This window comes from Paracoccus aminovorans (assembly GCF_001546115.1).
In the GTDB taxonomy this organism is placed as follows: domain Bacteria; phylum Pseudomonadota; class Alphaproteobacteria; order Rhodobacterales; family Rhodobacteraceae; genus Paracoccus; species Paracoccus aminovorans_B.
The window spans coordinates 361,352-386,478 of sequence record NZ_KQ955210.1; the positions used below are offsets into that span (position 1 = coordinate 361,352).

The 25,127-nt window shown below is 68.8% G+C and carries 20 protein-coding genes and 1 pseudogene; 14 read left to right on the forward strand and 7 right to left on the reverse strand.

Annotated elements, in window-relative coordinates:
* Positions 1-26 precede the first annotated feature (26 nt).
* From ASV56_RS19615 to pgi, 5 genes are all read left to right on the forward strand, one after another.
* The gene (locus ASV56_RS19615; RefSeq protein ID WP_062563787.1) at positions 27-1,223 is read left to right on the forward strand and encodes an RSP_2647 family RNA methyltransferase; all 1,197 of its coding nucleotides are present in this window, start codon (positions 27-29) and stop codon (positions 1,221-1,223) included.
* Entirely contained in the window at positions 1,220-1,807 is a 588-nt protein-coding gene (locus ASV56_RS19620; RefSeq protein WP_062563659.1) for an RSP_2648 family PIN domain-containing protein, read from the forward strand. Before ASV56_RS19615 ends, ASV56_RS19620 begins: the two co-directional genes overlap by 4 nt.
* Before the next feature lie 75 nt (positions 1,808-1,882).
* Positions 1,883-3,334 carry a glucose-6-phosphate dehydrogenase gene (gene zwf, locus ASV56_RS19625; RefSeq protein ID WP_062563660.1) on the forward strand — a complete coding sequence of 484 codons (1,452 nt, stop codon included), beginning with the start codon at positions 1,883-1,885 and terminating at the stop codon, positions 3,332-3,334.
* Complete coding sequence (pgl, locus tag ASV56_RS19630; RefSeq protein ID WP_062563661.1) at positions 3,331-4,005, forward strand: 6-phosphogluconolactonase; 675 nt, start codon at positions 3,331-3,333, stop codon at positions 4,003-4,005. Before zwf ends, pgl begins: the two co-directional genes overlap by 4 nt.
* A 1-nt stretch (position 4,006) precedes the next feature.
* Entirely contained in the window at positions 4,007-5,611 is a 1,605-nt protein-coding gene (gene pgi / locus ASV56_RS19635; protein WP_062563662.1) for a glucose-6-phosphate isomerase, read from the forward strand.
* 189 nt (positions 5,612-5,800) lie between these two features.
* Here the strand turns inward: pgi and ASV56_RS19640 are convergent, their stop codons facing one another.
* Positions 5,801-6,850, reverse strand: a complete 1,050-nt coding sequence (locus ASV56_RS19640) for an alkane 1-monooxygenase (RefSeq protein WP_062563663.1) — start codon at positions 6,848-6,850, stop codon at positions 5,801-5,803.
* Between the two features lie 129 nt (positions 6,851-6,979).
* Here ASV56_RS19640 and ASV56_RS19645 point away from each other — a divergent pair, with 129 nt between their 5' ends.
* Positions 6,980-8,269, forward strand: coding sequence for a PQQ-dependent sugar dehydrogenase (locus tag ASV56_RS19645; protein ID WP_062563664.1), 1,290 nt, complete (start codon positions 6,980-6,982; stop codon positions 8,267-8,269).
* Here the strand turns inward: ASV56_RS19645 and ASV56_RS19650 are convergent.
* The 3 genes from ASV56_RS19650 to ASV56_RS19660 are packed head-to-tail and all read right to left on the reverse strand — an operon-like array spanning position 8,266 to position 11,035.
* Entirely contained in the window at positions 8,266-9,549 is a 1,284-nt protein-coding gene (locus ASV56_RS19650; RefSeq protein WP_062563665.1) for an anti-phage deoxyguanosine triphosphatase, read from the reverse strand. The two genes, ASV56_RS19645 and ASV56_RS19650, sit on opposite strands and share 4 nt — an antisense overlap.
* Entirely contained in the window at positions 9,540-10,415 is an 876-nt protein-coding gene (locus ASV56_RS19655) for a glycosyltransferase family 2 protein (RefSeq protein WP_062563666.1), read from the reverse strand. The genes ASV56_RS19650 and ASV56_RS19655 overlap by 10 nt, the downstream gene beginning before the upstream one ends.
* A complete protein-coding gene (locus ASV56_RS19660) occupies positions 10,412-11,035 on the reverse strand; it encodes a hypothetical protein (RefSeq protein ID WP_062563667.1) in 624 nt (207 codons plus the stop codon). Before ASV56_RS19660 ends, ASV56_RS19655 begins: the two co-directional genes overlap by 4 nt.
* Before the next feature lie 284 nt (positions 11,036-11,319).
* On the opposite strand from ASV56_RS19660, the gene infC reads away from it, so the two are divergent.
* The 6 genes from infC (at position 11,320) to ASV56_RS19690 (ending at position 16,883) form a co-directional block, all read left to right on the forward strand.
* The gene (gene infC, locus ASV56_RS19665) at positions 11,320-11,772 is read left to right on the forward strand and encodes a translation initiation factor IF-3 (RefSeq protein ID WP_253880187.1); all 453 of its coding nucleotides are present in this window, start codon (positions 11,320-11,322) and stop codon (positions 11,770-11,772) included.
* A gap of 2 nt (positions 11,773-11,774) precedes the next feature.
* A complete protein-coding gene (gene dut / locus ASV56_RS19670; protein ID WP_062563669.1) occupies positions 11,775-12,236 on the forward strand; it encodes a dUTP diphosphatase in 462 nt (153 codons plus the stop codon).
* Between the two features lie 9 nt (positions 12,237-12,245).
* Positions 12,246-13,370, forward strand: coding sequence for a HesA/MoeB/ThiF family protein (locus tag ASV56_RS19675; RefSeq protein ID WP_062563670.1), 1,125 nt, complete (start codon positions 12,246-12,248; stop codon positions 13,368-13,370).
* 30 nt (positions 13,371-13,400) lie between these two features.
* Entirely contained in the window at positions 13,401-15,437 is a 2,037-nt protein-coding gene (locus ASV56_RS19680) for a M3 family metallopeptidase (protein ID WP_062563671.1), read from the forward strand.
* 26 nt (positions 15,438-15,463) lie between these two features.
* Positions 15,464-15,889, forward strand: coding sequence for a hypothetical protein (locus ASV56_RS19685; protein WP_062563672.1), 426 nt, complete (start codon positions 15,464-15,466; stop codon positions 15,887-15,889).
* Between the two features lie 196 nt (positions 15,890-16,085).
* Complete coding sequence (locus ASV56_RS19690; RefSeq protein WP_062563673.1) at positions 16,086-16,883, forward strand: class I SAM-dependent methyltransferase; 798 nt, start codon at positions 16,086-16,088, stop codon at positions 16,881-16,883.
* Here ASV56_RS19690 and ASV56_RS19695 read toward each other — a convergent pair.
* Positions 16,880-17,485 carry an SH3 domain-containing protein gene (locus ASV56_RS19695; protein WP_082724952.1) on the reverse strand — a complete coding sequence of 202 codons (606 nt, stop codon included), beginning with the start codon at positions 17,483-17,485 and terminating at the stop codon, positions 16,880-16,882. The genes ASV56_RS19690 and ASV56_RS19695 overlap by 4 nt on opposite strands.
* A 91-nt stretch (positions 17,486-17,576) precedes the next feature.
* Between ASV56_RS19695 and ASV56_RS19700 the strand changes: the two genes are divergently transcribed.
* The gene (locus tag ASV56_RS19700) at positions 17,577-18,587 is read left to right on the forward strand and encodes a 2-hydroxyacid dehydrogenase (protein ID WP_062563675.1); all 1,011 of its coding nucleotides are present in this window, start codon (positions 17,577-17,579) and stop codon (positions 18,585-18,587) included.
* 160 nt (positions 18,588-18,747) lie between these two features.
* Entirely contained in the window at positions 18,748-21,243 is a 2,496-nt protein-coding gene (locus tag ASV56_RS19705) for a GcvT family protein (RefSeq protein WP_062563676.1), read from the forward strand.
* A gap of 71 nt (positions 21,244-21,314) precedes the next feature.
* Here the strand turns inward: ASV56_RS19705 and ASV56_RS19710 are convergent, their stop codons facing one another.
* Positions 21,315-23,675, reverse strand: coding sequence for a calcium-binding protein (locus ASV56_RS19710; protein ID WP_156429255.1), 2,361 nt, complete (start codon positions 23,673-23,675; stop codon positions 21,315-21,317).
* A gap of 97 nt (positions 23,676-23,772) precedes the next feature.
* A pseudogene (locus tag ASV56_RS19715) lies at positions 23,773-24,910 on the reverse strand (IS3 family transposase).
* Between the last annotated feature and the right edge of the window lie 217 nt (positions 24,911-25,127).

Here is a 25,127-nt window from a genome sequence, read left to right on the forward strand (position 1 = left end):
CCTGCCGCGTTTTGCACGAGGCCGCCATGACCGCCGATCTGCCCATCATCCGATTGCGCCCCAAGTCCAAGCCGCAGGCGATCCGCCACGGCTTCCCTTGGGTCTTTGCCGACGAACTGGTCGTGGACCGCCGCACCCGGGCCATCGCGCCGGGCAGCTTCGCGGCTCTCGAGGATGCCGAGCGCCGGCCGATGGGCGTGGTCACGGTCAATGCCGAATCGAAGATCATCGCCCGGATGATGGATCCCGACCCGCAGGCGGTGATCGACGGCGACTGGATCGCGGCGCGGCTGACCCGGGCGCTGGCGCTGCGCGAGCGGCTGTTCGACGCGCCCTTCTATCGCCTGGTCCATGCCGAGGCCGACGGCCTGCCCGGCACCATCATCGACCGCTTCGGCGATGCCGCGGTGATCCAGCCCAACGCCGCCTGGGCCGAGCGCATGGTCGAGGAAATCGCCGCGGCGCTGCGCGCGGTCGCCGGGGTCTCGACGGTGATCCTGAACGGGCAGGGCCGCGCTCGGGGGCTTGAGGGGCTGCCCGAGCGCATGGCGGTGCTGTCGGGCGGCGTCCAGGGTCCGGTCGAGGTGCCGATGAACGGCGCGATCTACCTTGCCGACCTGATGGGCGGGCAGAAGACCGGGCTGTTCTATGACCAGCGGCCGAACCACGCCTTTGCGCAGCGCCTCGCCAAGGGCGCGCGGGTGCTGGACGTGTTCTCGCATGTCGGCGGCTTCGGGCTGGCGGCGCTGGCGGCGGGGGCCGGGCAGGCGACCTGCATCGACGGCTCGGCCGCGGCGCTGGAACTGGCGCGGGGCGGCGCGCGCGCCATGGACGCCGAATCGCGGCTGACCATCCGCCAGGGCGACGCCTTCGACCAGATGGAGGCGCTGGCGGCGGAGGGCGCGCGCTTCGACCTGGTGATCTGCGATCCGCCGGCCTTTGCGCCCTCGAAGCCGGCGCTGGAGGCGGGCCTGCGCGCCTATGAGCGGGTGGCGAAGCTCGCCGCGCCGCTGGTGGCGCCGGGCGGCTATCTGGGGTTGTGTTCGTGCAGCCACGCCGCCGACCTGTCCGCCTTCCGCAACGCCTCGACGCGCGGTATCGGGCGTGGCGGGCGGCGGATGCAGCTTCTGCACACCGGCCAGGCCGGCCCCGACCATCCGGTGCTGCCGCAACTGGCCGAAAGCGGCTATCTCAAGGCGCTGTTCTTCCGGCTGGACGGATGAAGGCCGTCCTGGACGCCTGCGTCCTGTTCCCGACCGTGCTGCGCGAGATCCTGGTCGATGCGGCGGATGCCGGGCTGTATGCCCCGGTCTGGTCGCGGCGCATCCTGGACGAATGGCGCCATGCCGCCGACCGGCAGGGGCTGGCGGCCGGGGTCGAGATCGCGCTGCTGGAATCGCGCCTGCCCGGGGCGATGGTTGCCCCGTCGGGCGGCGCCGAGGGGCTGGACCTGCCCGATCCCGCCGACCGCCATGTGGTCGAGGCGGCGCTGGCGGCCGGCGCCTCCAGCATCATCACCGCCAATCTGCGCGATTTTCCGCGCGGCGCGTTGGCGGCGGTCGGGCTGACGGCCGTCCATCCCGACGAATTCCTGCGCGATCTCTACCTGCGCGCGCCCGATGCCATTGCCGCCGCCGTCGCCGCGACCGAGGCGCGCGCCCAGGCCGCCGGCGCTGCGCTGAGCCGCAAGGAACTGCTGCGCCGCGCCCGCCTGCCGCGCTTGGCCAAGGCGATGGCGCGGCACCAGGATTTCGACACCCGGCCGGCCAGCTCGGCCGCGGATCGGGCCGGGCCAGGACAGGACTGAACGGGCATGGGCTTGCAGGACTTGATGTTAACGCTAACATCCGCTAACCGACAGATCAGCGATGAGGAGGCAGCGATGGTTTCACGCGTGATTCCGGTCGAGGATTTCGACCTTGTGATCTTTGGCGCGACCGGCGACCTGGCCCGGCGCAAGATCGTGCCCGGGCTGTATCGGCGGTTCAAGGCCGGCCAGCTGCCGGCCAGCGCAAGGATCATCGGCGCCGCCCGCACCCGCCAGGACGACGCGGCCTTCCGCGCCGAGATGCGCGCCGCCATCGCCGAATTCGTCGGCAAGGCCGAGGATCCCGCCCGCGTCTCGGCCTTCCTGGACCTGCTCGGCTATGTCGCCATCGACGCCCGCGGCACCGAGGGCTGGGCCGAGCTCAAGGCGCGGGTCCGCCCGGGCGTCGTGCATGCCTTCTATTTCTCGGTGGCGCCGGCGCTGTTCGGCGACATCGCCGAGCGGCTGGCCGAGCATGGCATCGCCGATGCCGACAGCCGCATCGTGGTGGAAAAGCCCTTTGGCCGCGACCTGGCCACGGCGAGGGCGCTGAACGACACCCTGGCCCGGCATTTCTCGGAAAAGCAGATCTATCGCATCGACCACTATCTGGGCAAGGAAACCGTCCAGAACCTGATGGCGGTGCGCTTCGCCAATATCCTGTTCGAGCCCTTGTGGAACGCGCAATATGTCGACCACGTCCAGATCACCGTCGCCGAGACGGTGGGCGTGGGCGGGCGCGGCGAATATTACGACCATTCCGGCGCCATGCGGGACATGGTGCAGAACCACCTGATGCAGCTTCTGTGCCTGATCGCCATGGAGCCGCCCTATCACATCGACTCGGACGCCGTGCGCGACGAGAAGCTGAAGGTGATCCGCGCGCTGGAGCCGGTCGCGGCCGAAGAGATCGTGCGCGGCCAATATGTCGCCGGCCCGGACGGCCCCGGCTATCTCGAGGATGCCGAGAACCGCGATTCCCGCACCGAGAGTTTCGTCGCGCTGAAGGTGTGCATCGCCAACTGGCGCTGGACCGGCACGCCCTTCTACCTGCGCACCGGCAAGCGGCTGCGGGCGCGGACCAGCGAGATCGTCATCACCTTCAAGGAACCGCCGCATTCGCTCTTCGACGACAGCGGCACCCACAAGGCCAACCAGCTGGTCATCAAGCTGCAGCCGAACGAAGGCATGGACCTGACCGTGATGATCAAGGAGCCGGGGCCCGGCGGCATGCGCCTGGTGCAGGTGCCGCTGGACATGAGCTTTGCCGATGCGCTGGGCGCCGAGGGCAGCGACATGCCCGACGCCTATGAGCGGCTGATCATGGATGTGATCCGCGGCAACCAGACCCTGTTCATGCGCGGCGACGAGGTCGAGGCCGCCTGGGCCTGGACCGACCCGATCATCAGCGCCTGGGAGCACGGCTCGAAACGCCCCGAACCCTATGACCCGGGATCCAGCGGCCCCGAGGAAGCGTTGCGCCTGCTGCACCGCGACAACCGCCGGTGGAGGGAGATACGGTCATGAGCCTGGATTTCGTCGAATATCCCGACCGCGAGATGCTGTTCCTGTCGCTGGCCGACAAGATCGCCGGCCAGCTGGCGCAGCACCTGCGGGTGAATGACAGCGCCAGCCTCTGCGTGCCGGGCGGCACCACGCCGGCGCCGGTCTACGACTATCTCTCGGGCAGCGAGCTCGACTGGCCGCGCGTCACCGTGCTGCTGAACGACGAACGCTGGGTCGACGGCGAGCATCTGCGCTCGAACAGCCGGCTGCTGCATCGCCACCTGCTCAAGGACAAGGCGCAGGCGGCGCGCTACATCGACCTCTATACCGGCGATGCACGCCCCGAGGATGCGGCCGAGGCGCTGGGCGCCCAGGTCGCGCCGCTCTTGCCGCTGACCGTGCTTCTGCTGGGCATGGGCACCGACATGCATACGGCAAGCCTGTTTCCGGCGGCTTCAGAAACCGTGCTGGCGCTGGCCCCGGATGCGGCCCCGGTCATGGCGGTGGCCAGCATCAAGGACGAGCCGCGCATCACCCTGACCGCCGCGGCGCTGAAGGGCGCGATCAACACCCATCTTCTGATCACCGGGGCCGACAAGCGCGCCGCACTTGAGCGTGCGCAAGGCCTCGACCCGACCGAGGCGCCGATCAAGGCCTTCCTAGGCGACATCACCGTGCATTGGGCAGAGTGACATGAGCGAGATCTGGACCAGACTGACCGACCACCGCAAGGCGCAGGGCGCGCTGCGCATCGAAAGCCTGTTCGCCAGCGCGCCCGGCCGGGCCACGGCCTATACCGTGCAGGCCGAGGGGCTGGCCCTCGACTGGTCCAAGACCAGCATCGACGACACCGCCCGCGCGCTGCTCTTGGAACTCGCGCAGCCGGTCGCCGAACGGCGCGAGGCGATGTTCTCGGGCCAGCGCATCAACGAGACCGAGGACCGCGCCGTGCTGCATACCGCGCTGCGCAACCTCGACGCCAGCGTGCTGGTCGACGGCCAGGACGTCATGCCCGAGGTGCGCGCCACCCATGCCCGCATGCGCGCCTTTGCCGATGCGGTCCGCGACGGCAGCTTCGCGGGGCAGGGCGGCAAGATCACCGACGTGATCAACATCGGCATCGGCGGCTCGGACCTAGGCCCGGCCATGGCGACGCGCGCGCTGTCGCCGTATCACGACGGGCCGCGGCTGCATTTCGTCTCGAACGTCGACGGCGCCGACATCGCCGACACCATCGCCGGGCTCGATCCGGCGACCACGCTGGTCATCGTCGCCTCCAAGACCTTCACCACCATCGAGACCATGACCAACGCCAGGACCGCGCTGGACTGGATGGCGGCCAGCGTCGCTGAGCCGGCGCAGCAGTTCGCGGCGCTTTCCTCGGCCACGGCCAGGACGGCGGAATGGGGCATCGACGCCGCCCGCGTCTTCGGCTTCGAGGATTGGGTCGGCGGCCGCTATTCCATGTGGGGGCCGATCGGCCTGGCGCTGATGATCGCCATCGGCCCGGACGAATTCGACCGCTTCCTGGCCGGCGGCGCGGCGATGGACCGGCATTTCCGCGAGGCGCCGCTGGCGGAAAACCTGCCGGTGATCCTGGCGCTGGTCGGGCTCTGGCACCACCAGGTCTGCGGCTATGGCACCCGCGCGGTGCTGCCCTATGACAACCGCCTCGGCCGCCTGCCGGCCTATCTGCAGCAGCTGGAAATGGAATCGAATGGCAAGCGCGTGGCGATGGACGGCAGCGACCTGACCGTCCCCTCGGGCCCGGTGGTCTGGGGCGAGCCCGGCACCAACGGCCAGCACGCCTTCTACCAGCTGATCCACCAGGGCACCGCCATCGTGCCCTGCGAATTCATCGTCGCCGCCCGCGGCCACGAGCCCGCGCTGACGCATCACCACCTGCTCCTGACCGCCAATTGCCTGGCGCAGTCCGAGGCGCTGATGCGCGGCCGCTCGTTCGACGAGGCGCGGGCGCTGATGCAGCAGAAGGGCCTCAGCGGCGCCGAGCTCGACCGCCAGGCCCGCCACCGCGTCTTCCCGGGCAACCGCCCCTCGACCACGCTGCTGATCCCCGAGCTGACGCCCCATGCCCTGGGCCAGATCGTCGCGCTCTACGAGCACCGGGTCTTCGTCGAGGGCGTGATCCTGGGCATCAACAGTTTCGACCAATGGGGGGTCGAGCTGGGCAAGGAACTGGCGCTGAAGGTCGCGCCGCTGCTGGAAGGCAAGCCCGCCCCCGGCCACGACCCCTCGACCGAGCACCTGGCGCAGCTGATCCGCGACGCGCAGGCCTGACGGCTTCTTTGCTCTGCAAATACCCAAAAACCGGCGGTGCCCCAAGGCGCCGCCGTTTCCATGTCACCCGCCCCGCATCCGCATCCGCCTCACTCGACGCGCATCCGCAGATGCCTATTCGGCGCGCATCCGCAGATCCCTACTCGGCGCGCATCCGCAGATCCCTACTCGGCGCGCATCCGCAGATGCCTATTCGGCGCGCATGCGCGCGACGCGCCGATCCATGACCCGCCGCCAGACCCGCGGCAGCATGGCCAGCGACGCCATTACCGGCAGCGAATAGGGCAGCATCGGCCGCGGCGTGGCCTCGCGCTCCAGCCGCAGCCCGGGATAGGCCCGGCCGGGATGGGCGTGATGGTCGGAATGGCGCGGCGCGTTCACCATCATCAGCGAGGACAGGAAATGCGGCGCGTCCCAGCTGTGGCGCGGCCCGACCGGCTCGGGCCGGCCATCCGCGCGCAGCCCCCGCTCCAGCCCGTAATGCTGCACGTAATCCGCCAGCATCATCTGCACCTGCGCGTAAAGGCACAGCCCCAGATACCAGCCAAGCCCCGCCCATCCCAGCGCCAGGCCGACCAGCAGGCAGCAGGCGAAGCCGCCGCCGACCCAGACCAGATAGGGATTGAGCCGCCCCGGCCGCCGCGCCGACAATGCGCGCTCGGCCGCCAGCCCGGCCCGGAACGATCCAATCAGCGCGCGCGGCAGGAAATGCCAGAAGCTCTCGCCCAACCGGGCCGAGTTCGGGTCCTGCGCGGTGGCGACATGGCGGTGATGCACCAGCCGGTGCGCCGAGGTGTGATGCCCGAAAAGCAGCGTCACATAGACCGCCGCCCCCAGCCGGAACAGCCCGCGCGCGCCGCGATGGATCAGCTCATGCGCGTTGGAATTCGACACCTGGCCCATGAACAGCCCCAGCCCCAGGAACAGCGCCAGCCGCGAGGCCGCATCCATCCCGGCCCCGGCCAGCGCGACCAGCCCCAGGACCAGCAGCAGGAAATGCAGCCCCGCCAGCACCACCGACAAAAGGTCGGTCGCCGGCGGCACCCGGTCGCCCTGCGGATCGGCGAAGCCGCGCGCGATCACCGTGTCGACGATCTGGCTGGCGCCGCCCATCCAGATCAGCGCCGCCCAGGTCCAGCCGCCGCCCCAAAGGCAGGCCGCCAGCAGCAGCAGCCCCGGCAGCAGCGCGAAAAGCGCGAAGGCGGGGATCGAGGCGGGCCGGTCGAAGGGATCGGGCATGATCGCTCCAGTTTTCCTGCGCCTATAGCCGGTTTGTGGCGGCAGGGCTACCGGGGGATGCATTCGGTGATTGACGCTCGCGCACGCTCGTTTAGCCTCGGGTCGCAGGTCGGCAGAAAGGAAACGCGCATGGATCTGATGGCCAGGGCGACCGCGCTGGTGGGCGGGGCGATGGTGCTGATGCGCCGGATGGGCGCGCCCCGCATCCCCGCCTTCGGCCGCGACCCGCAGATCCCGCAGGCGAAATCGCAGGGCATCATGACGCTGAAGATGCCGACCGCGCGCGGCTGGCGCGGCGACGAGGCGCCGGTGCCCGCGCCCGGCCTGCGCGTCAACGCCTTTGCCCGCGACCTGCTGCACCCGCGCTGGATCGAGGTCCTGCCCAACGGCGACGTGCTGGTGGCCGAGGCCCTGCAAGAGGCGAGCCCGCCGAAGACCCTGCTCGACCGCGCCACGCAGGCCACCATGCGCCGGGCGCGGGCGCTGGGTGTCAGCGCGAACCGCATCAGCCTGTGGCGCGACGCCGATGGCGACGGCGTGGCCGAAACCCGCGAGCTGTTCCTGGAAAACCAGCGCCAGCCCTTCGGCATGGCGCTGGTCGGCGACACGTTCTATGTCGGCAATACCGACGGCATCGTCGCCTTTCCCTATCCGCCCGGCGCATCCCGCATCGAGGGGGTGGGCCGGCGGCTGGTCGAGTTCCAGCCCGGCGGGCACTGGACGCGCAGCCTGATCGCCTCGGCCGACGGCAAGCGGCTCTATTGCGGCGTGGGGTCACTCTCGAACATCGGCGATCACGGCATGGAGGCCGAGGAAGGCCGCGCCGCGATCTGGGAGCTGGACCTGGAAACCGGCCGGGCGCGGATCTTCGCCTCGGGCCTGCGCAACCCCGTGGGGCTGGCCTGGGAGCCCGTGACCGGCGCGCTGTGGACGGTGGTGAACGAACGCGACGGCCTCGGCGACGAGACCCCGCCCGACTATCTGACCTCGGTCAGGGACGGCGGCTTCTACGGCTGGCCCTTCTGCTATTGGGGCCAGACCGTCGACGACCGCGTGCCGCAGGACGCCGGCATGGTCGCCCGCGCCCTGACCCCGGATTACGCCCTGGGCGGCCACACCGCCTCGCTGGGCCTGTGCTGGATGCCCGCGGGCACCTTGCCCGGCTTCCCGGACGGCATGGTGATCGGCCAGCACGGCTCGTGGAACCGCTCGACTCTGTCGGGCTACAAGCTGATCTTCGTGCCCTTCGAGGGCGGCCGGCCCTCGGGGGCGCCCCGCGACATCCTAACCGGCTTCCTGTCGCCGGACGAGAAATTCTCCTATGGCCGGCCGGTCGGCGTCGCCATCGGCCCGGATCGCCGCTCGCTTCTGATGGCGGATGACGTGGGCGACGTGATCTGGCGCGTCAGCGCCGCCTAGAGCCGGTCGAAGACCGAGCCCATGCGCGGCGCGAACAGCCGCTCGTAGCTGCGCAGCAGGCTGGCGTCGGTCATGGCCGCGACATGATCGCAGATCGCCCGCAGCCCGTCCTCGGCATGGCGCCGGCGCCATTCCTCGGGCAGAAGCCGCTCGGGGTCCGAACGCAGCGCCTCGAACAGCGCGACCACCATGGTCTGGCCCTTGAACTCCAGCTGCTGCACCCCGGCGCTGCGGATCACGTGCCGGAAGATGAAGCCCTTGAGCAGGTCCAGAACCTGCCGCTGCTCGGGCGGCAGCGCGACGCGATGGCGCAGCAGCGGCTCGGCAAAGCCCGGCTCCTCGCGGAAGCGCACGCTGGCGATGAAATGATGCACCAGCGCGCCGATGCATTGCTTGCGCGCCGCCGGCGGTCCGAACAGCGGCGCGACCAGATCGCCGGGCGCCGCGCCCGCCACCTCGGCCTCGAAGGCCTCGGCCGAAACCAGCCCCAGCGCGATGGCATCCTCGAGGTCGTGGACGCCATAGGCGATGTCGTCGGCCAGGTCCATGATGCTGCAATCCAAGGATTTATGCAGCGTGGACGCATGCTTGCCCGGGTTTTCTCGAATCCGGGTGAAGTTGTCGCGGTCCTCGTTCGACAGCGGCGCCAGGATCCAGTCGACCAGCCCGGCCTCGCTGTCCAGGTGGCACTTCGGCGGCGCCGAGGCCTCGGTGTCGATGCAGCGCAGCACCGAAAGCCCGTCCCGCAGGCGCGGCGCGCAGGCCGGATTGGCCAGCCGCGACCAGGGCGCCGGGTATTTCAGCACGCCCAGAAGGCTGCGCCGGGTCAGGTTCACCCCCGGTTCGGGCAGGCTGCCGGGCGGGCGCGACAGCAGCCGCAGGGTCTGGCCGTTGCCCTCGAACCCGCCGTCGTCGCGCATGCACCAGTTCAGCGCCACCTCGCCGCCATGGCCAAAGGGCGGATGGCCCAGGTCATGGGCGCAGGCGATGGCCTGGATCATGCTGCGGCCGGGCAGGGCGGCGGCGCCGGCATGGCCGCCCGCCGTGCCGCGCAGTTGCTGCACCAGCCCGCCGGCGATCTGCGCCACCTCCAGCGAATGCGTCAGCCGGGTGCGGTAGAAATCGCTGTCGCCCAGGTTCAGGATCTGGGTCTTGCCCTGCAGGCGCCGGAAGGCGGCGGAATGGATGACGCGGGCGTAATCCACCTCGCCCTCGCTGCGGAAATCGTCGGCGCGGGGCAGGCGCGGCTGGCGGCGTTCCTGCCAGGGATCTAGAACCACTGTCCCGGCTCCATCAGGCCGAAATCCATCAGCTGCTGCGAGTTCCACAGGAAGGGATGCGAGTTGCGCCAGCGGAAGCTGCCGATGGCCCCGCGCGAGCCGGGATTGCGCGCCAGCGCCTTGGCGACCCGGAACGAGGCCACCGCCGCCGTCAGGTTGTGGTGCCAGGGGCAGGAATAGGTGTTGTATTCCTCGACGTTGAAGCGGTGGTCGGGCAGCAGCTTCAGCCCGGGCTGGGTGCGGAACAGCGCGATGCGGTCGATGCGGCGGCGGTCGCGCGGGATGTGTTCCTCGAAGCGCCAGCGCAAGCCGCCGTGGAAGTCCAGCTGCCGTTCCCTGTGCCGGCCGTCGCGGTCGGCGCGGCCAAGCGCGAAATAGCCGGTGCGGTCGAACATCGCCTGGTCCAGGCTGACCGCATCGGGAAAGCGGTCGAGGTCCGGGGCATAGAGGTCCACGACATAGGTCAGCATGGCCCGGCGCCGTTCCTCGGCGTGAAAGCCCAGCATCTCGCCCACAGTGCGGTGTTCCGAGAAGGGGTAGAACAGGAATTCCGCGTTATAGCCGTAATAGAGCCAGGTGTCGTTCGGCACCGCCTCGATGGCGGCATTGACCGCCTCGACATGGGCGCGGCCGCGGCGGGCATCGTGGCGCAGGTTGACGATCTTGCTGGCGCCGGCGGCGGGGATCGCATCGGCGGGCAGGGGCTCGGGCGACAGCGCCAGGATCAGCTTGAAGCCGGCGCGCAGGTGATGCTCCAGCGTCTGGGCGACGGCGGCGTCGTCCTCGACCAGGATCAGCGCGATCGGGCCCTTGGCCAGCCGGTCGGGAGCCTCGGCCAGGAACCGGGACAGGCTCGGGAAGCTCATGGCAGCGCCGCCCGGATCTGTTCCAGCAGCGCGGGGCGGGCGGCGGCGTCGGCCTCGGCGCGTGCGACCAACGCCGCCAGCTCGGCCTTGCGCGCCTCGGGCAGGGCGGCCGCCGCGACGATCCGGCGCAGCCGGGCGGCGTCGAAGCCCTGCGGGGTCAGGGCGGCGTCGATCTCGACCGCCTCGCCCGCCGCATTGCCGGCGGCGCGGGTGGCGCTGGCCGCATCGCGGGCGGCGGTGCCGGCGGCCACAGCGGCAGCCTCGGCCTGCGTGGGCGCGGCGCTGGCCCGGGCCGCGGCCTCGGCGGCGCGGTCGGCCGCGGCGATGGCTTCCTCGGCCGCGACCTCGGCCTGGTCGGCGGCCGAGCCGGCGGGGGCCACGGCGGCTGATGTCGCCGATCCCGCGGCCTCTGCCGCGGCGTCCGCCGCGATGGCGGCGGCGTCGGCGGCCGCATCGGCGGCGGCATTGGCCTTGTCCTGGGCGGCGGCCGCCGTGGCGTCGGGTGCGGCGCCCTGCCCGGGGATCAGGCCCGCGAGCCGGGAAAGATCGCCGCCGCTCCACAGCCAGGCCCCGCCAAGGGCCAGCACCAGGATCACGATCAGGGCGAGAAGTCTGGGCATGGGTCGCTCCGGCAATGCTGCGTTCCGGCTTCTATGCCATGGCGCGGCGGGCGGGAAAAGCGCCCCGGCCCCATGCCCGCGCCAAGCCGGGCACAAGAGCGGCAAATGCGCGGCAAACCCGCCGAATCCGGTTGAAAATGCGGCTCCGCGCGACTATCTAGCCGCCAGAAACCCCCGGCCATGTAAGGAAGACAGCCATAGCCCGCAGACCGCATAACGCTCCGCCCACCCGTGACACCGGCCCCCGCGTCAACGAGCGCATCCGAGTCGCCGAGATCCGCCTGATCGGCGCGGATGGCGAAAACGTCGGCGTCGTGACCCCCGCCAAGGGGATGGAGCTTGCGCAGGAGGCCGGGCTGGACCTGGTCGAGATCTCGCCCAATGCCGTGCCGCCGGTCTGCAAGATCATGGACCTCGGCAAGTTCAAGTATGAACAGCAAAAGCGCGAGGCCGAGGCCCGCAAGAAGCAGAAGATCATCGAAATCAAGGAGATCAAGTTCCGTCCCGGGACCGATACCCATGATTACGACGTCAAGATGCGCTCGGTGATGAAGTTCCTGACCGAGGGCGACAAGGTCAAGGTCACCCTGCGCTTCCGCGGCCGCGAGATGGCGCACCAGTCGCTGGGCCTGGAACTGCTGAACCGCGTCGCCGCCGACGTGGGCGAGGCCGGCAAGGTCGAATCGATGCCCAAGCTGGAAGGGCGTCAGATGGTCATGATGATCGCGCCGAAGTGACGATGGCGGGCGCGGTCACGATTCTGGTTCTGCGCGAACCGGGCGCGGATGCCGCGCTGCCCCTGCCGGAATACCAGACCGCGGGCTCGGCCGGCGCCGACCTGCGGGCCGATCTGGGCGGAGATAGCCTGGTGCTGGCGCCGGGCCAGATCAGGCTGGTGCCCACGGGCCTGCGCGTGCAGATCCCCGAGGGCTATGAGATGCAGATCCGCCCGCGCTCCAGCCTGGCCTTGAAGCATGGCGTGACGCTGCCGAACACCCCGGGCACCATCGACAGCGATTATCGCGGGCCGCTGGGGGTGATCATGATCAACCTCGGCGCCGAAGCCTATACCATCCACCACGGCGAGCGCATCGCCCAGGCCGTCGTCGCCCCGGTGACGCGCGCGGCCTGGGTCATGGCCGAGGCGCTGGACGATACCGCGCGCGGCGCGGGCGGCTTCGGCTCGACCGGGCGCGGCTGAGGCGACGCCATGCCCATCGTCATCGCCGGCGTGTTCCTGTGGCTGACGAAGGGCTGGTGGCTCTTGGGTCTTGCCGCCGTGCTGGGCTTGGCGCATTGGCTGGGCCTGCGCGGCTGGAAGCTGCTGGCGCTGGGGGTGATCCTGTGGCTCGCCGTGGCGGCCGGCGTGCATCACGCGCCGGACAGCCGCTTTGCCTGGGCCGTGCACTGGTCGGCCGATGGCATGATCTGGATGCTGGTCATCGGCCTGATCGCGCTGGGCGCCGGGCAGGGTCTGGCCTTTCTGCATCGCCGCAACATCGCGCCCGGCCATGACGCGCCCGGTCTGGTGCCGCTGCGGCGCGCGGCGCCGGCCGTCGCGCCCAAGGCGCCGGTCTCGGACCCCGAGCTGGACCGCTATGCCCGCCACATCGTCCTGCGCGAGATCGGCGGCCCGGGGCAGGCGGCCTTGCGGCGCGCCAATGTGCTGGTCGTCGGCGCCGGCGGGTTGGGCGCGCCGGTCTGCCTTTATCTCGCCGCCGCCGGGGTGGGGCGGATTACCGTCGCGGACGACGACCGGGTGAGCCTGTCGAACCTGCAACGCCAGGTGATCTTTCGCAGCAGCGACGACGGCCGGCCCAAGGCGGATGCCGCGCGCGACGCCATGCGGGCGCTGAACCCGCTGGTCGAGATCACGCCGCTGAACCGCCGCGTGACCGCAGCCGACACGGCGCTGATCGCCGGCCACGACCTGGTGATCGACGGCAGCGACAGCTTTGCCTCGCGCCAGGCGGTCAACCTCGCTTGCGCCCGCGCCGGCGTGCCGCTGGTCGCCGGCTCCATCGCGCAATGGGAGGGGCAGCTGACCGTCTGGGATCCGGCCCGCGGCGCGCCCTGCATGGCCTGCATCTTCCCCGAAGCCCCGGCCCAGGGCCTTGCCCCGGCCTGCGCCGAGGCCGGCGTGGTCGGCCCGCTGCCCGGCGTCATCGGCGCGATGATGGCGCTGGAGGCGATCAAGCTGATCGCCGGCGCGGGCGAGCCCCTGCGCGGGCGCATGCTGATCTTTGACGGGCTCTATTCCGAAAACCGGCTGATGAAAATTTCGCGACGCGCCGCTTGCCCGGTCTGCGGCTCTGGACATTTGCCGCCGGGGTGAAAACATGCAGGGCAACCGAAAGGATGCCGCATGAACCCTGAGTTGACCGAATGGACCGGGCCGCTGGGCCTGCCGCGCTTCGACCTGATCCGCGACGCGGATTTCGCCCCCGCCTTCGACGCCTGCCTGAAACTGGCCGAGGACGCCGTCGAGGCCATCGCCGCCAATCCCGAGCCGCCGACCTTCCAGAACACCGTCGCCGCGCTGGAAACGGCCGAGGAGCCGCTGAACCGGCTCTGCGCCGTGTTCTATACCCTGGCCGGCGTCGATTCGAACCCCGCGCGCGAGGATTTGCAGCGCCAGTTCGCGCCGCGCCTGGCCGCGCATGGCGCCAAGACCAGCATGGACCCGCGGCTGTTCGACCGGGTCGAGGCGATCTATCAGGACCGCGACGAGCTGGCGCCGCAGGACCAGCGCCTGACCGAGCTGACCCTGCGCGGGCTGCGCCGCTCGGGCGCCGGGCTGACCGGCGCGGCGCGCGAACGCATGGCGCAGGTCCGCGAAAGGCTGGCGGTGCTCAGCACGGATTTCGCCCAGAACGTGCTGGCGGATGAGCGCGACTTTACCATGGCCGTGCCGGACGACCGGCTTTCGGGCCTGCCGGACTGGCTCTTGCGCGCCATGCGGGCGGCGGCGCGCGAACGCGGGCTGCCGGGCCAGATCGTGACGCTGAACCGCTCGCTGATCGTGCCCTTCCTGGAATATGCCGAGGACCGGGCCTTGCGCGAGACCGCCTGGCGGGCCTGGACCGCGCGCGGCGACGGCTCGGGGGCAGGGGGCGCCAAGACCGACAACCGCCCCATCGCCGCCGAGATCCTGGCGCTGCGCCACGAACGCGCCACGCTGCTCGGCTATGCCGATTTCGCCAGCTACAAGCTGGAGCCCGAGATGGCCGGCAATGCCGGCAATGTCGAGGCGCTGCTGAAACAGGTCTGGACCCCGGCCAAGGCCCGGGCCGAGGCCGATGCCGCGCGCTTCACCCAGATGCTGCACGCGGACGGCGTGAACGGCGCGCTGGAGCCCTGGGACTGGCGCTTCTACGCCGAGCGCCGCCGCAAGGCCGAGCACGAGTTCGACGAGGCGGCCGTGAAGCCCTACCTGACCTTGGAGGCGATGATCGGCGCGGTCTTCGACACCGCGAGTCGGCTGTTCCGGCTGGAGTTCCGCGAATTCCAGGCGCCGCTCTGGTCGCCCGAGGTCCGGGCGTGGGAGATCACCCGCGACGGCCGGCAGATGGCGGTGTTCCTGGGCGACTATTTCGCCCGGCCCAGCAAGCGCTCGGGCGCCTGGTGTTCCTCCTTGCAGCAGCAGCACCGGATCGGCGCGCGCCAGCGGCCCATCGTGGTCAATGTCTGCAACTTCACCCCGCCCGAGGCGCCCGGCGCGCCGGCCTACCTGTCCTGGGACGACGCGCATACGCTGTTTCACGAATTCGGCCATGCGCTGCACCATATCCTGTCGGACGTGGACTGGCCCTCGATCTCGGGCACCTCGGTCGCGCGCGATTTCGTCGAGCTGCCGAGCCAGCTGTTCGAGCATTGGCTGGAACAGCCCGAGGTGCTGGACCGCCACGCCCGCCATGCCGAGACCGGCGCGCCGATGCCGGCCGAGCTGCGCGACCGCATCCTGGCGGCGCGCAATGCCGACCAGGGCTTCGCCACCACCGAATACCTGGAAAGCGCGCTGGTCGACCTGGCCTTCCACACCGGCACGCCGCCCGCCGACCCGATGGCGCGGCAGGCCGAGGTGCTGGCAGAGCTGGGCGCCCCCGCGGCGATCCCGATGCGCCACGCCACGCCGCATTTCGCCCATGTCTTCTCCGGCGACGGCTACAGCGCCGGCTATTACAGCTACATGTGGTCCGAGGTCATGGATGCCGACGCCTTCGAGGCCTTCCTGGAAAAGGGCAGCGCCTTCGACCCGGAAACCGCCGCCCGGCTGGAGGAATGGATCCTCTCCAAGGGCGATTCTTTGCCCGCCGACGAACTTTGGTTGAAATTCAGGGAACGAAAACCGGGGGTTCACGCTTTGTTGAAAGGACGCGGCCTGTTGACCGACGTTTCCTGACACAACGGGAGATTGAAATGACTGTGATGAAACCCCTGCTTGCCCTTGCCGCCGTGGCCACGCTTGGCATCGCCGCCTGCGACCAGGTCGCCCCGGCCGCACCCGAGCCGACCCCCGGCCCGCTGGCGCAGTCCAGCGCGCTGAACGGCACCTACAACCTGCTGGAATCGAACTGCGGCGATCCGGCCAGCGACAAGCGCCTGGTCATCGACGGCAACAAGTTCATGTTCCCGGCCTCGACCTGCACCGTCGCCAGTTCGGAACCGCAGGTGAACCGCACCCGCGTCACGCTGGCCTGCGAAGGCTCGCCCGCCGCCGGCAACCGCGTCGTGGACCTGCAGACCCGGCCCGACGGCACGCTGCGCATGACCGAGGATTCGATCACGCTGACCTATCACCAATGCATGAAGGCCAGCGCCAGCACCGACTCGCTGGTTGGCCAGACCATGTGACGCGGACCGACCCGCAACCACGTCAAGGCCGTCCCCCGGGGCGGCCTTTGCAATTGCAGGGCGTGCCCGGCCCGCGCGCCACACGCCGCGCTGGTATCGCGGCGCCAAAGCGGCCCTGCGCATGGCAAGGCGCTTGCCGCCGGCCCGTCCCCGGCCTTACGCTTTTCCCATCCGGTGTTTCGGGGAGAGTGAAGCGATGACTTCGGCCAATCCCGTCAGGACGATCAGCGACATCCCGATCGACAAGATGGGGCTTGCGCATTACTTCCAGAACTACGCCACCTTCCTGGGGCCGCGGCGGCACGAGCCGCTGGACCTGCTGGAGCTGGGCGTGGCGCGCGGCGATTCCCTGAAATACTGGCAGGAATGGCTGCCCAACGCCCGCATCACCGGGCTGGACATCAACCCCTGCGACGCGCGCTTCGGCGACCGGGTGCGGTGCTATGTCGGCGAGCAGCAGGACAGGGCGCTCCTGGATCGCATCGCCGCCGAACGTGCGCCGCAGGGCTTCGACGTCATCATCGACGACGCCGCCCATGTCGGGCAGCTGGCGCGGATCTCGTTCTGGCACCTGCTCGAGCACCACCTGAAGCCGGGCGGGCTGTATTTCATCGAGGATTGGGGCACCGGCTATTGGCCGCAATATCCCGACGGCAAGCACTACCGTCCGCCCGAGCCGGAACTGTCCTGGCATGAGCGGATGCTGGACCGCGCCCACAAGAACGGCGTGGTGCGCGCGCTTTATCCGCTGCGCAAGCTGACCGGCTGGCTGCGCTGGAACCTGGTGCGGCGGCGCTTTCACGGCCACGACCGCGGCATGGTCGGCTTCGTCAAGGAGCTGATCGACGAATGCGGGGCCGAGGACATGACCCACCCGACGCTGGGCACCGGCGGCGCCCGCTGCTCGCGCATCGCCTGGATGCGGGTGTCCCTGGGGCATGTCGTGGTCTGCAAGGCCGGCGGCGAGACGGGGGCCGAGGCGCCGCCGCCCTAGTCGCGGATCTCGGCCGCGTCGACGCCCCAGATCGCGGTCTTGGGCACCCAGCCCTTTTCCCCGGCGCCCGAGACGCGGCACCAGTCGGGATTGCATTCATGCAGCCGCACGATGGCGCCGGCCTCGGCGCGGGCGACGACATCGGCGCGCGGCTCGGGCCGGGCCAGCAGGTCCAGCATGTCCTTGGTGACGATGGCGGTGCGCACGCCCGACAGCAGCGAATAATGCACCCAGCCGCCGGCGCCCTCCTGGTCCTCGACCCGGCGCCACTGGCCGAACTCGGCCACCACGCGCAAAGGCATGCCGGCGTGGCGGAACACCCAGTCGATGCGATGCGACAGGCTGGGACCGCGCCTGGCGTTGCCCTCGCCGCCCTTCAGGCTGACATAGCGCGGCAGCGGCAGGTTGGTGACCGGGCCGCGGTTCGGATCGGCCTGGCCGTCCGGGTTGCGGCTGATCGCCGCGTCGGCGGAAACGCCGGGCACGGGCTTGGCGTCCAGCGCCTCGCCGGGATCGTTTGCCTGCGCCAGCGCGGCGCTGCCGCCGCCGGCAAGCCCCAGCCCCATCGCCGCGGCATAGAGCCAGGCCTGTCCTTGCTTCATCTGCTCGTCCTGCTTCTTCGGGGTCTTGTGCGCGCCCCGCATCGCGGGCACTTTGCCAAAAGCCGCCCGGCTTTGGAAGAGAGGAGCGACCATGCCCGCCGTTCAAGCGACCGATCCGACCCGCTCGCGCCTTAAAGTTACCGTGACCCGGCGCCTGCCCGAGGTGGTCGAGACCCGCATGTCCGAGCTTTTCGACGTGTCGCTGAACGCCGACGACCACAAGTTCAGCCGCGAGGAACTGGTCGCCGCCATGCGCGTCTCGGACGTGCTGGTGCCGACGGTGACCGACCTGATCGACGCCAACATGCTGGCCCAGGCCGGCGAGAAGCTGAAGCTGATCGCGAATTACGGCGCCGGCGTCGACCATATCGACGTGCATTCCGCCCGCCAGCGCGGCATCCTGGTCAGCAATACCCCGGGCGTGGTGACCGAGGACACCGCCGACATGGCGCTGGCGCTGATCCTGGCCGTGACCCGCCGCCTGCCCGAGGGCATGGCCGAGATGCAGGCCGGGCGCTGGCAGGGCTGGTCGCCGACCTCGCATCTGGGCGGGCGGCTGGGCGGGCGCCGGCTGGGCATCCTGGGCATGGGCCGCATCGGCCAGGCCGTGGCGCGGCGCGCCAATGTCTTCGGCATGCAGGTGCATTACCACAACCGCCGCCGCCTGCGCCCGGAAACCGAGGCCGAGTTGCAGGCGACATATTGGGAGAGCCTGGACCAGATGCTGGCGCGCATGGACATCATCAGCGTGAACGCCCCGCACACGCCCTCGACCTTTCACCTGCTGAACGCGCGGCGGCTGAAGCTGATGAAACCCTCGGCCGTGGTCATCAACACCTCGCGCGGCGAGGTCATCGACGAGAACGCCCTGACCCGGATGCTGCGCACCGGAGAGATCGCCGGCGCCGGCCTTGACGTTTTCGAGCACGGTCACGAGATCAACCCGCGGCTGCGCGAACTGCCCAATGTCGTGCTGCTGCCGCATATGGGCTCGGCCACCGTCGAGGGCCGGATCGAGATGGGCGAGAAAGTCCTTATCAACATCAAGACTTTCGCCGATGGCCACCGGCCGCCGGACCAGGTGGTGCCCTCGATGCTGTGACTGCTGCGCCCCGGTTTCCGGGGCGTTTTGCCCTGGTCCGGGCCATGCCGGCCATGTCGCTTTTTGCCGGGAACATGTCGCGCTGTGGACATGATTCCGCGCCGGCTGTGGCAGAGATGTTTCTCAGCAAAGCTCACGCGCGAAAAAGGAGTCGCTCGCCATGAAAACCCATGTGAAGGCCCTGGTGGTCGGCGGCGGCGCCGTCGGTTGCGGCATCGCCCTGCATCTGGCGCGCGCCGGCTGGGACACGCTGCTGGTCGAGCGCGACGAGCTGACGGCCGGCTCGACCTGGCACGCGGCCGGCCTTCTGCCGCTGTTCAACATGGGCTACGCGACCAGCCACATCCACGACTATTCGGTCAAGCTCTATGCCGGGCTCGAGGCCGAGACCGGGCTGAACGCCGGCTTCACCCGCTGCGGCAACCTGCGCATGGCGCAGACCCAGGACCGGATGGACGAATACGAGCTGTATTCCTCGATCGCCGAGACCGTGGGTGTCGAGCATGAATTCATGACCCCGGCGCAGATCAAGGATCGCTGGCCGCTGGTGAATATCGAGGGGCTCAAGGGCGCGCTGTTCCACCCGACCGACGGCTATATCAACCCGGCCGACGTGACCCAGGCCATGGCCCGCGCCGCGCGCATGGCCGGCGCCAGCATCGAGCGCAAGATCCAGGTCAACGGCTATCGCTGGACCGGCGACGAATGGGTCGTCACCTGCGAGAAGATGATCGAAAAGGGCGGGAACCTGGTCGGCTCGGGCGAGGAGTTCGAGATCCGCGCCGAACATGTGGTGACCGCGACCGGCAACCACGCGCAGCGCACCGCGCGCCTTCTGGGCATCAAGATCCCGGCGATCCCGGTCGAGCACCAGTTCATCGTCACCGAGCCCGACCCGGCGCTGCTGGCCTGGCGCGAGGCCGGCAACCCCGAACACCCGGTGCTGCGCGACGCCGACGCGAAATGGTATGTGCGCGAGGAGCGCGGCGGCTGGATCCTCGGCCCCTATGAGGCCGGCGCGCCCGCCCGCTTCAAATACGACGTGCCGGAAACCTTCCGCGCCGACCTGTTCCCGCTGGACCTGGAACGGATCGAGGAAGAATACATGTCGATGATCCACCGGCTGCCCAGCTCGGAAACCGTGGGGCTCAAGGACGACTTCAACGGCCCGATCTGCTACACCCCCGACGGCAACCCGCTGGTCGGCCCGGCCCCCGGCCTGCGCAACATGTGGCTGGCCGAGGGCTTTTCCTTCGGCATCACCGCTGCCGGCGGCGTCGGCTACTACCTGGCGCAGATGATGACCCAGGGCGAGGCCGAGATCGACATGGCGAGCCTCGACCCGCGCCGCTATGGCCAGTGGATGACCACCGAATACGCCGTGCAGAAGAACGAGGAATGCTACGAGCACGTCTTCATCCTGCACCACCCGGACGAGGAACGCGAATCCGCCCGGCCGCTGCGCACCGCCCCGGCCTATGACCGCCAGGTCGCGGCCGGCGCCCAGATGGGCCAGGTGAACGGTTGGGAGCGCCCGAACTACTATGCCCCCATCGGCTTCGATGACCACGCCGCGCGCAGCTTCCGCCGCGGCGGCTGGTGGCAATATGCCAAGGCCGAGGCCGAGGCCGTGCGCAACACTGCCGGCCTGATCGACGCCTCGGCCTTCACCAAGCACCGGGTTTATGGCCCCGGCGCCACGGCTTTCCTGGACTGGTTCACCACCAACAAGCTGCCCAAGGTCGGCCGCATCAACCTGACCTATGCCCTGACCGAAACCGGCACCACCCGCACCGAATACACCATCGTGCGCCTGGCCGAGGACGACTATTACCTGATCTCGGCCGGTGCCTGGACCGATTACGACGCCGACTTCCTGCGCAAGACCGCCGAAGAGATGGAGGGCGAATTCGGCCAGGTCATCATCCAGGACGTGACCACGCAATGGGGCGTCTTCGCCATCGCCGGGCCGAAGTCGCGCGCCATCCTGAACGAGCTGGTGCGCGACGCGAACCCGGAAACCGTGCTCGGCAACAAGCGTTTCCCGTGGCTGACGATGCGCAATATCGAGCTTGGCATGTGCCCGGTGCGCGCCATCCGCGTCGCCTATACCGGCGAGCTGGGCTGGGAGCTGCATCACCCGATCGAATTCGGCCGCTACCTCTGGGACCAGCTGGTCGCGGCGGGCGCAAAGCACGGCATGAAGCTGGTCGGTGCCCGCGCCCAGAACTGGCTGCGGCAGGAGAAATCCTATCGCGCCTTCGGCACCGAACTGGGCCGCGACGCCACGCCGCTGGAAGCCGCGCTGGACCGCTTTGTCGACTTGGGCAAGGAATTCAACGGCAAGCAGGCCATGCTCGACAAGGGCGTGCGTTCGCTCTGCTGCACGCTCTTGATCGACGGCCCGGCCGATGCCGACCCCTGGGGCCGCGAGGCGCTGTTCACCGAGGACGGCGCGACCAAGATCGGGCGGCTGACCTCGGGCGGCTGGTCGGCGGCCTTCGGCAAGTCCATCGGCATGGGCTATGTCCGCCCCGACCTGGCGAAGCCGGGCACGCGGCTGAAGGTCCGCATGCAGCGCCAGCTCTGGGATGCGGTGGTGACCGAGGACAGCCCCTATGACCCGGAAAACAAGGTGATCCGCGTCGACGGCTGACCCTCCTCCCCAGCCGCGATGCAGGAAAGGCCCGGCGCGCTGCCGGGCCTTTTTATCGCCGGACCAGCCGGTTACAGCAGGAAATCCGCCCCGGCCAGGCTGTGGCTGCCGTTCAGCGCCACCGAGAAATCCGCCCGGCCGTCGCCATTGCTATCGGCCAGGATCGTGGTCACATTGCCGGCCCGCTCATAGCGCAGCTCGCCCGCCGCCCCGGTAAAGGCGCGCTCGCCGATCAGCCGGAAGGCCTGGTCGCCGGCAAGCCCGGCATGCGCGTCGATGCCGCACAGGTCGATGCGGTCGCCCTGGGCGCGGCTGAAGTCCTGGATCAGGTCGCGCCCCGCCGCTGCCACGCTCGACTCGCCCAAGGTCAGGAACACGAACTGGTCGGCGCCCAGCCCGCCGTTCAGCCGGTCCGCGCCGGCGCCGCCGGTCAGCACGTCATTGCCGGCGCCGCCCAGCAGGCTGTCGGCCCCGGCGCCGCCCAGCAGGCTGTCGTTGCCGCCCCGGCCATCCAGCTGGTCGTTGCCGGCGCTGCCGTTCAGCCGGTTCGCCGCGAGATTGCCCCAGAGCCGGTCGGCAAAGCCCGAGCCGTCCAGGTTCTCGATGCCCAGCAGCAGGTCGCTGCCCTGGCCGCCGCCGATCGCCTGCGCGCCGGCCGTCGCCAGGTCCACCCGCACGCCGCCGCCGGCCGCGCCATAGCCCGCCGTATCGGTGCCGAGCCCGCCGCTCAGCGTGTCGGTGCCAGCCCCGCCGACCAGCGTGTCATTGCCCGCGACCCCGGACAGCAGGTTCGCGGCGACATTGCCGGTCAGCACGTCGGCGAAGTCCGAGCCGTTGACGTTCTCGATCCAACTCAGCGTGTCGCTGCCCTGGCCGCCGCCGATCGCCTGCGCGCCGGCCGTCGCCAGGTTCACCCGCACGCCGCCCGTGGCCGCGCCATAGGCGACCAGGTCCACCCCCGCGCCGCCGTCCAGCCGGTCGTCGCCGGTCCCGCCGTTCCGCGTGTCGTTGCCGGCGCCGCCCAGCAGCGTATCATTGCCCAGACCGCCAAGCAGCGTATTGTTGCCGGCATTGCCGCTGATCCGGTTCGCCAGCGCATTGCCGGTGCCGTTGATATTGGCAGTCCCGGCCAGAACAAGGTTCTCGACATCTGCAGTCAGCGCATAGGAAGCCGCCGATTGCACCGTGTCATTGCCTTGATTACCGACCTCCACCACCAGATCCGAGGCCTCGATAACTTGGTAAAAGTCGTTTCCAATCCCACCCGCCATGGAATCGACTCCTATGCCACCCAGCAACCGATCATTCCCGGCACCGCCAATCAGCGTGTCATTGCCGGCATTGCCGTTCAGGAGATTGTCTGCCGCATTACCCTGGATATGGTTGGCCAAGGTATTGCCCGAACCATTGCTCGCTGCGGCACCGGTAAGGATCAGATTTTCTAGGTTGCCGCCCAAGACATAAGAGATGGTTGCGTGGACAGTATCGCTTCCGGCGTTCTGCACCTCATTCACGATGTCACCGGCATCGTCGACGATATAGGTGTCATTACCCATCCCACCGGTCATGGTGTCGGCACCTCTGCCGCCGTTCAACGTGTCAGCGCCGCCCAATCCATTCAACGCATCATTGCCGGAAAATCCCCAAAGCTGATCGCCCATGCTCATGCCCGCGACGACATCGTTTCCGACAATCCCCCTTACATAGAGGCTGACGGAGGGTGCACCTGGGTAGGGCGTGGCCAAGGGATTGGCGATAGAAAGAACGTGGCCTCGATTCAGATCGTCATTCGCGTCCAGAATCAGGCTGTTGATTGTCGGCCGGTGCACAGTGCCCCAATAGTTCTCGTCGGCGATTGCAGGGGCCGATATCTCTACCGCAATAGCACCGTTGGGGACCGAAAAGGTGTTGTATCGAATGATCACGGGTTCGCCGTAGGCCGCCCGGACCTCCATGGGTCCGGCAATATTGACGAAGCTGTTCGCTTCTACGGTCAGCGAGCTGTCATGGCCTGTTCCGATGCTTAGAGGCGATGAACCGACAAACAGATTTCGGGTGAAGTTGCTTTCGGATGTAGGATACCAGATGTAGAAGCCCTGCGTGCCGTTGAACGTGCTGTCTGATACGGAAAAAGAACCGTAACTGCCATTGCCCGTGGCAGGTAGAAACTCACCGCCGGCCCAGTTCGTAAATGCCATTTCCAATCTTGCCGGGATTCTGTGCTCGCTCCCGAAGGTAAGCCTGACGTTGTCGAACGTCACCTGATTTTGCTGCGTCCCTTCGACCGACAGCGTTCCGAAGACCTGAATGCTGCCTCCCCGGACAACCGCTCCTTCTTCAATCGTGAGGGTGGCTCCAGCGGCGATCTGAACAGTCTCGTTCAGTTCGATGACCTCGCCGGCGCGCCATACCGTATCATTGCGGATAATCAAGGGTTATACTCCTGGAAGGCGTGTCTTTAGGCTGATAGAGGTGGTTCGATTGATCTGAACAGGTTCTGGGCGATTTCCAAGTGGTTTTCTGCCTCGGTTATGCCGCTGCCGCTTCGGGCATTGGCGGGGTGAAGTAGGCCTGATCGGGCGTTTTCCCGTCAAGCGATGAATGCGGACGGCGGCTGTTGTAAAAGCCGAGATAGCGGCCGATCCCGGCGCGGGGCTCAGACACGCTGGCATAGGCCCGCAGGTAGACCTCCTCGTATTTGACCGTCCGCCACCGACGCTCGACGAAGACGTTGTCGCGCCAGGCGCCTTTGCCATCCATGTGGACTTGATCTCTCGGGCGGCCAGAACCTTGATGAAGTCGATGGACGTAAACTGGCTTCCCTGAGCCGTGTTGAATAGCTCGGGCGTGCCGTGACGTGCCAGTACCTCCGCGACGGCTTCCTTGCAGAACTCGGCCTCCAGCGTGATCGACACCCGGCATGCCAGGACACGGCTTCGGTGAACCAGTCGAGCACGGCAGCCAGATAGATGAACCCGCGGGCCATGGGAATGTAGGTGATGTCCATCGCCCAGACCTGATTGGGGCGGGTGATCGGCAGCTTCCTGAGCAGATAGGGGTAGATCTTGTGCCCCCGGCGCTGGCTTCGAGGTGTTAGGTCGGGTAGAGCGCCTCGATGCCCATGCGCTTCATCAGCGTGGCAACGTGCAGCCGCCCGACCTTGAACCCTTCCTGGATCAGCAGGCCCTGCAGCATCCGGCTGCCCGCGAAGGGGAATTCCATGTGCAGCTTGTCGATGCGGTGCATCAGCTTCAGGTCCGCGTCCGACACCGGGCGGGGCTTGTAGTAGACGCTGCCCCGGCTGATCCCCAGCACGATGGCCTGTCGGCTGACGCTCAGCTTGGCCGAGGGATCGATCATCTTTTTGCGCTCGGCAACAGACCCGCCTTGCCGAGCGCGCCGGACAAAAAATCGTTCTCCAGCGTCAGCTCTCCGATCTTTGCATGCAGGGTCTTCACATCGACGATCGGTTCTGGCTCAGCTTTCGCGGCTTCGCCGAACACCCCGGTCGCGCCCTCGAGCAGCTGGTCACGCCACTGCTTGATCTGGTTCGGATGCACGTCGAAATCCTGCGCCAGCTCGATCAGCGTCTTCTCGCCCTTGATCGCGGCTGCCGCCACCTTCGCCTTGAAGGCCGGGTGTGGTTCCGGCGCGGTCGTCTTCCCATGGTCTTCTCCTCGCTCGCAACATCATGCTGCCCAATCGCCGGGAAATTGATCCACTGGATCAATTTCTGGCCCGGCTCATACGCGGAAAATCCACTTATCCCGGCTGTTCAGATTTCCGGAGCCACCTTTGTGCTACGGCGATATCTAATGCAAGCCATAGGGCTTGCTCAGAAAGACCAGTGTCGGGCATGATCAACCAATGGTAAACAATACGTG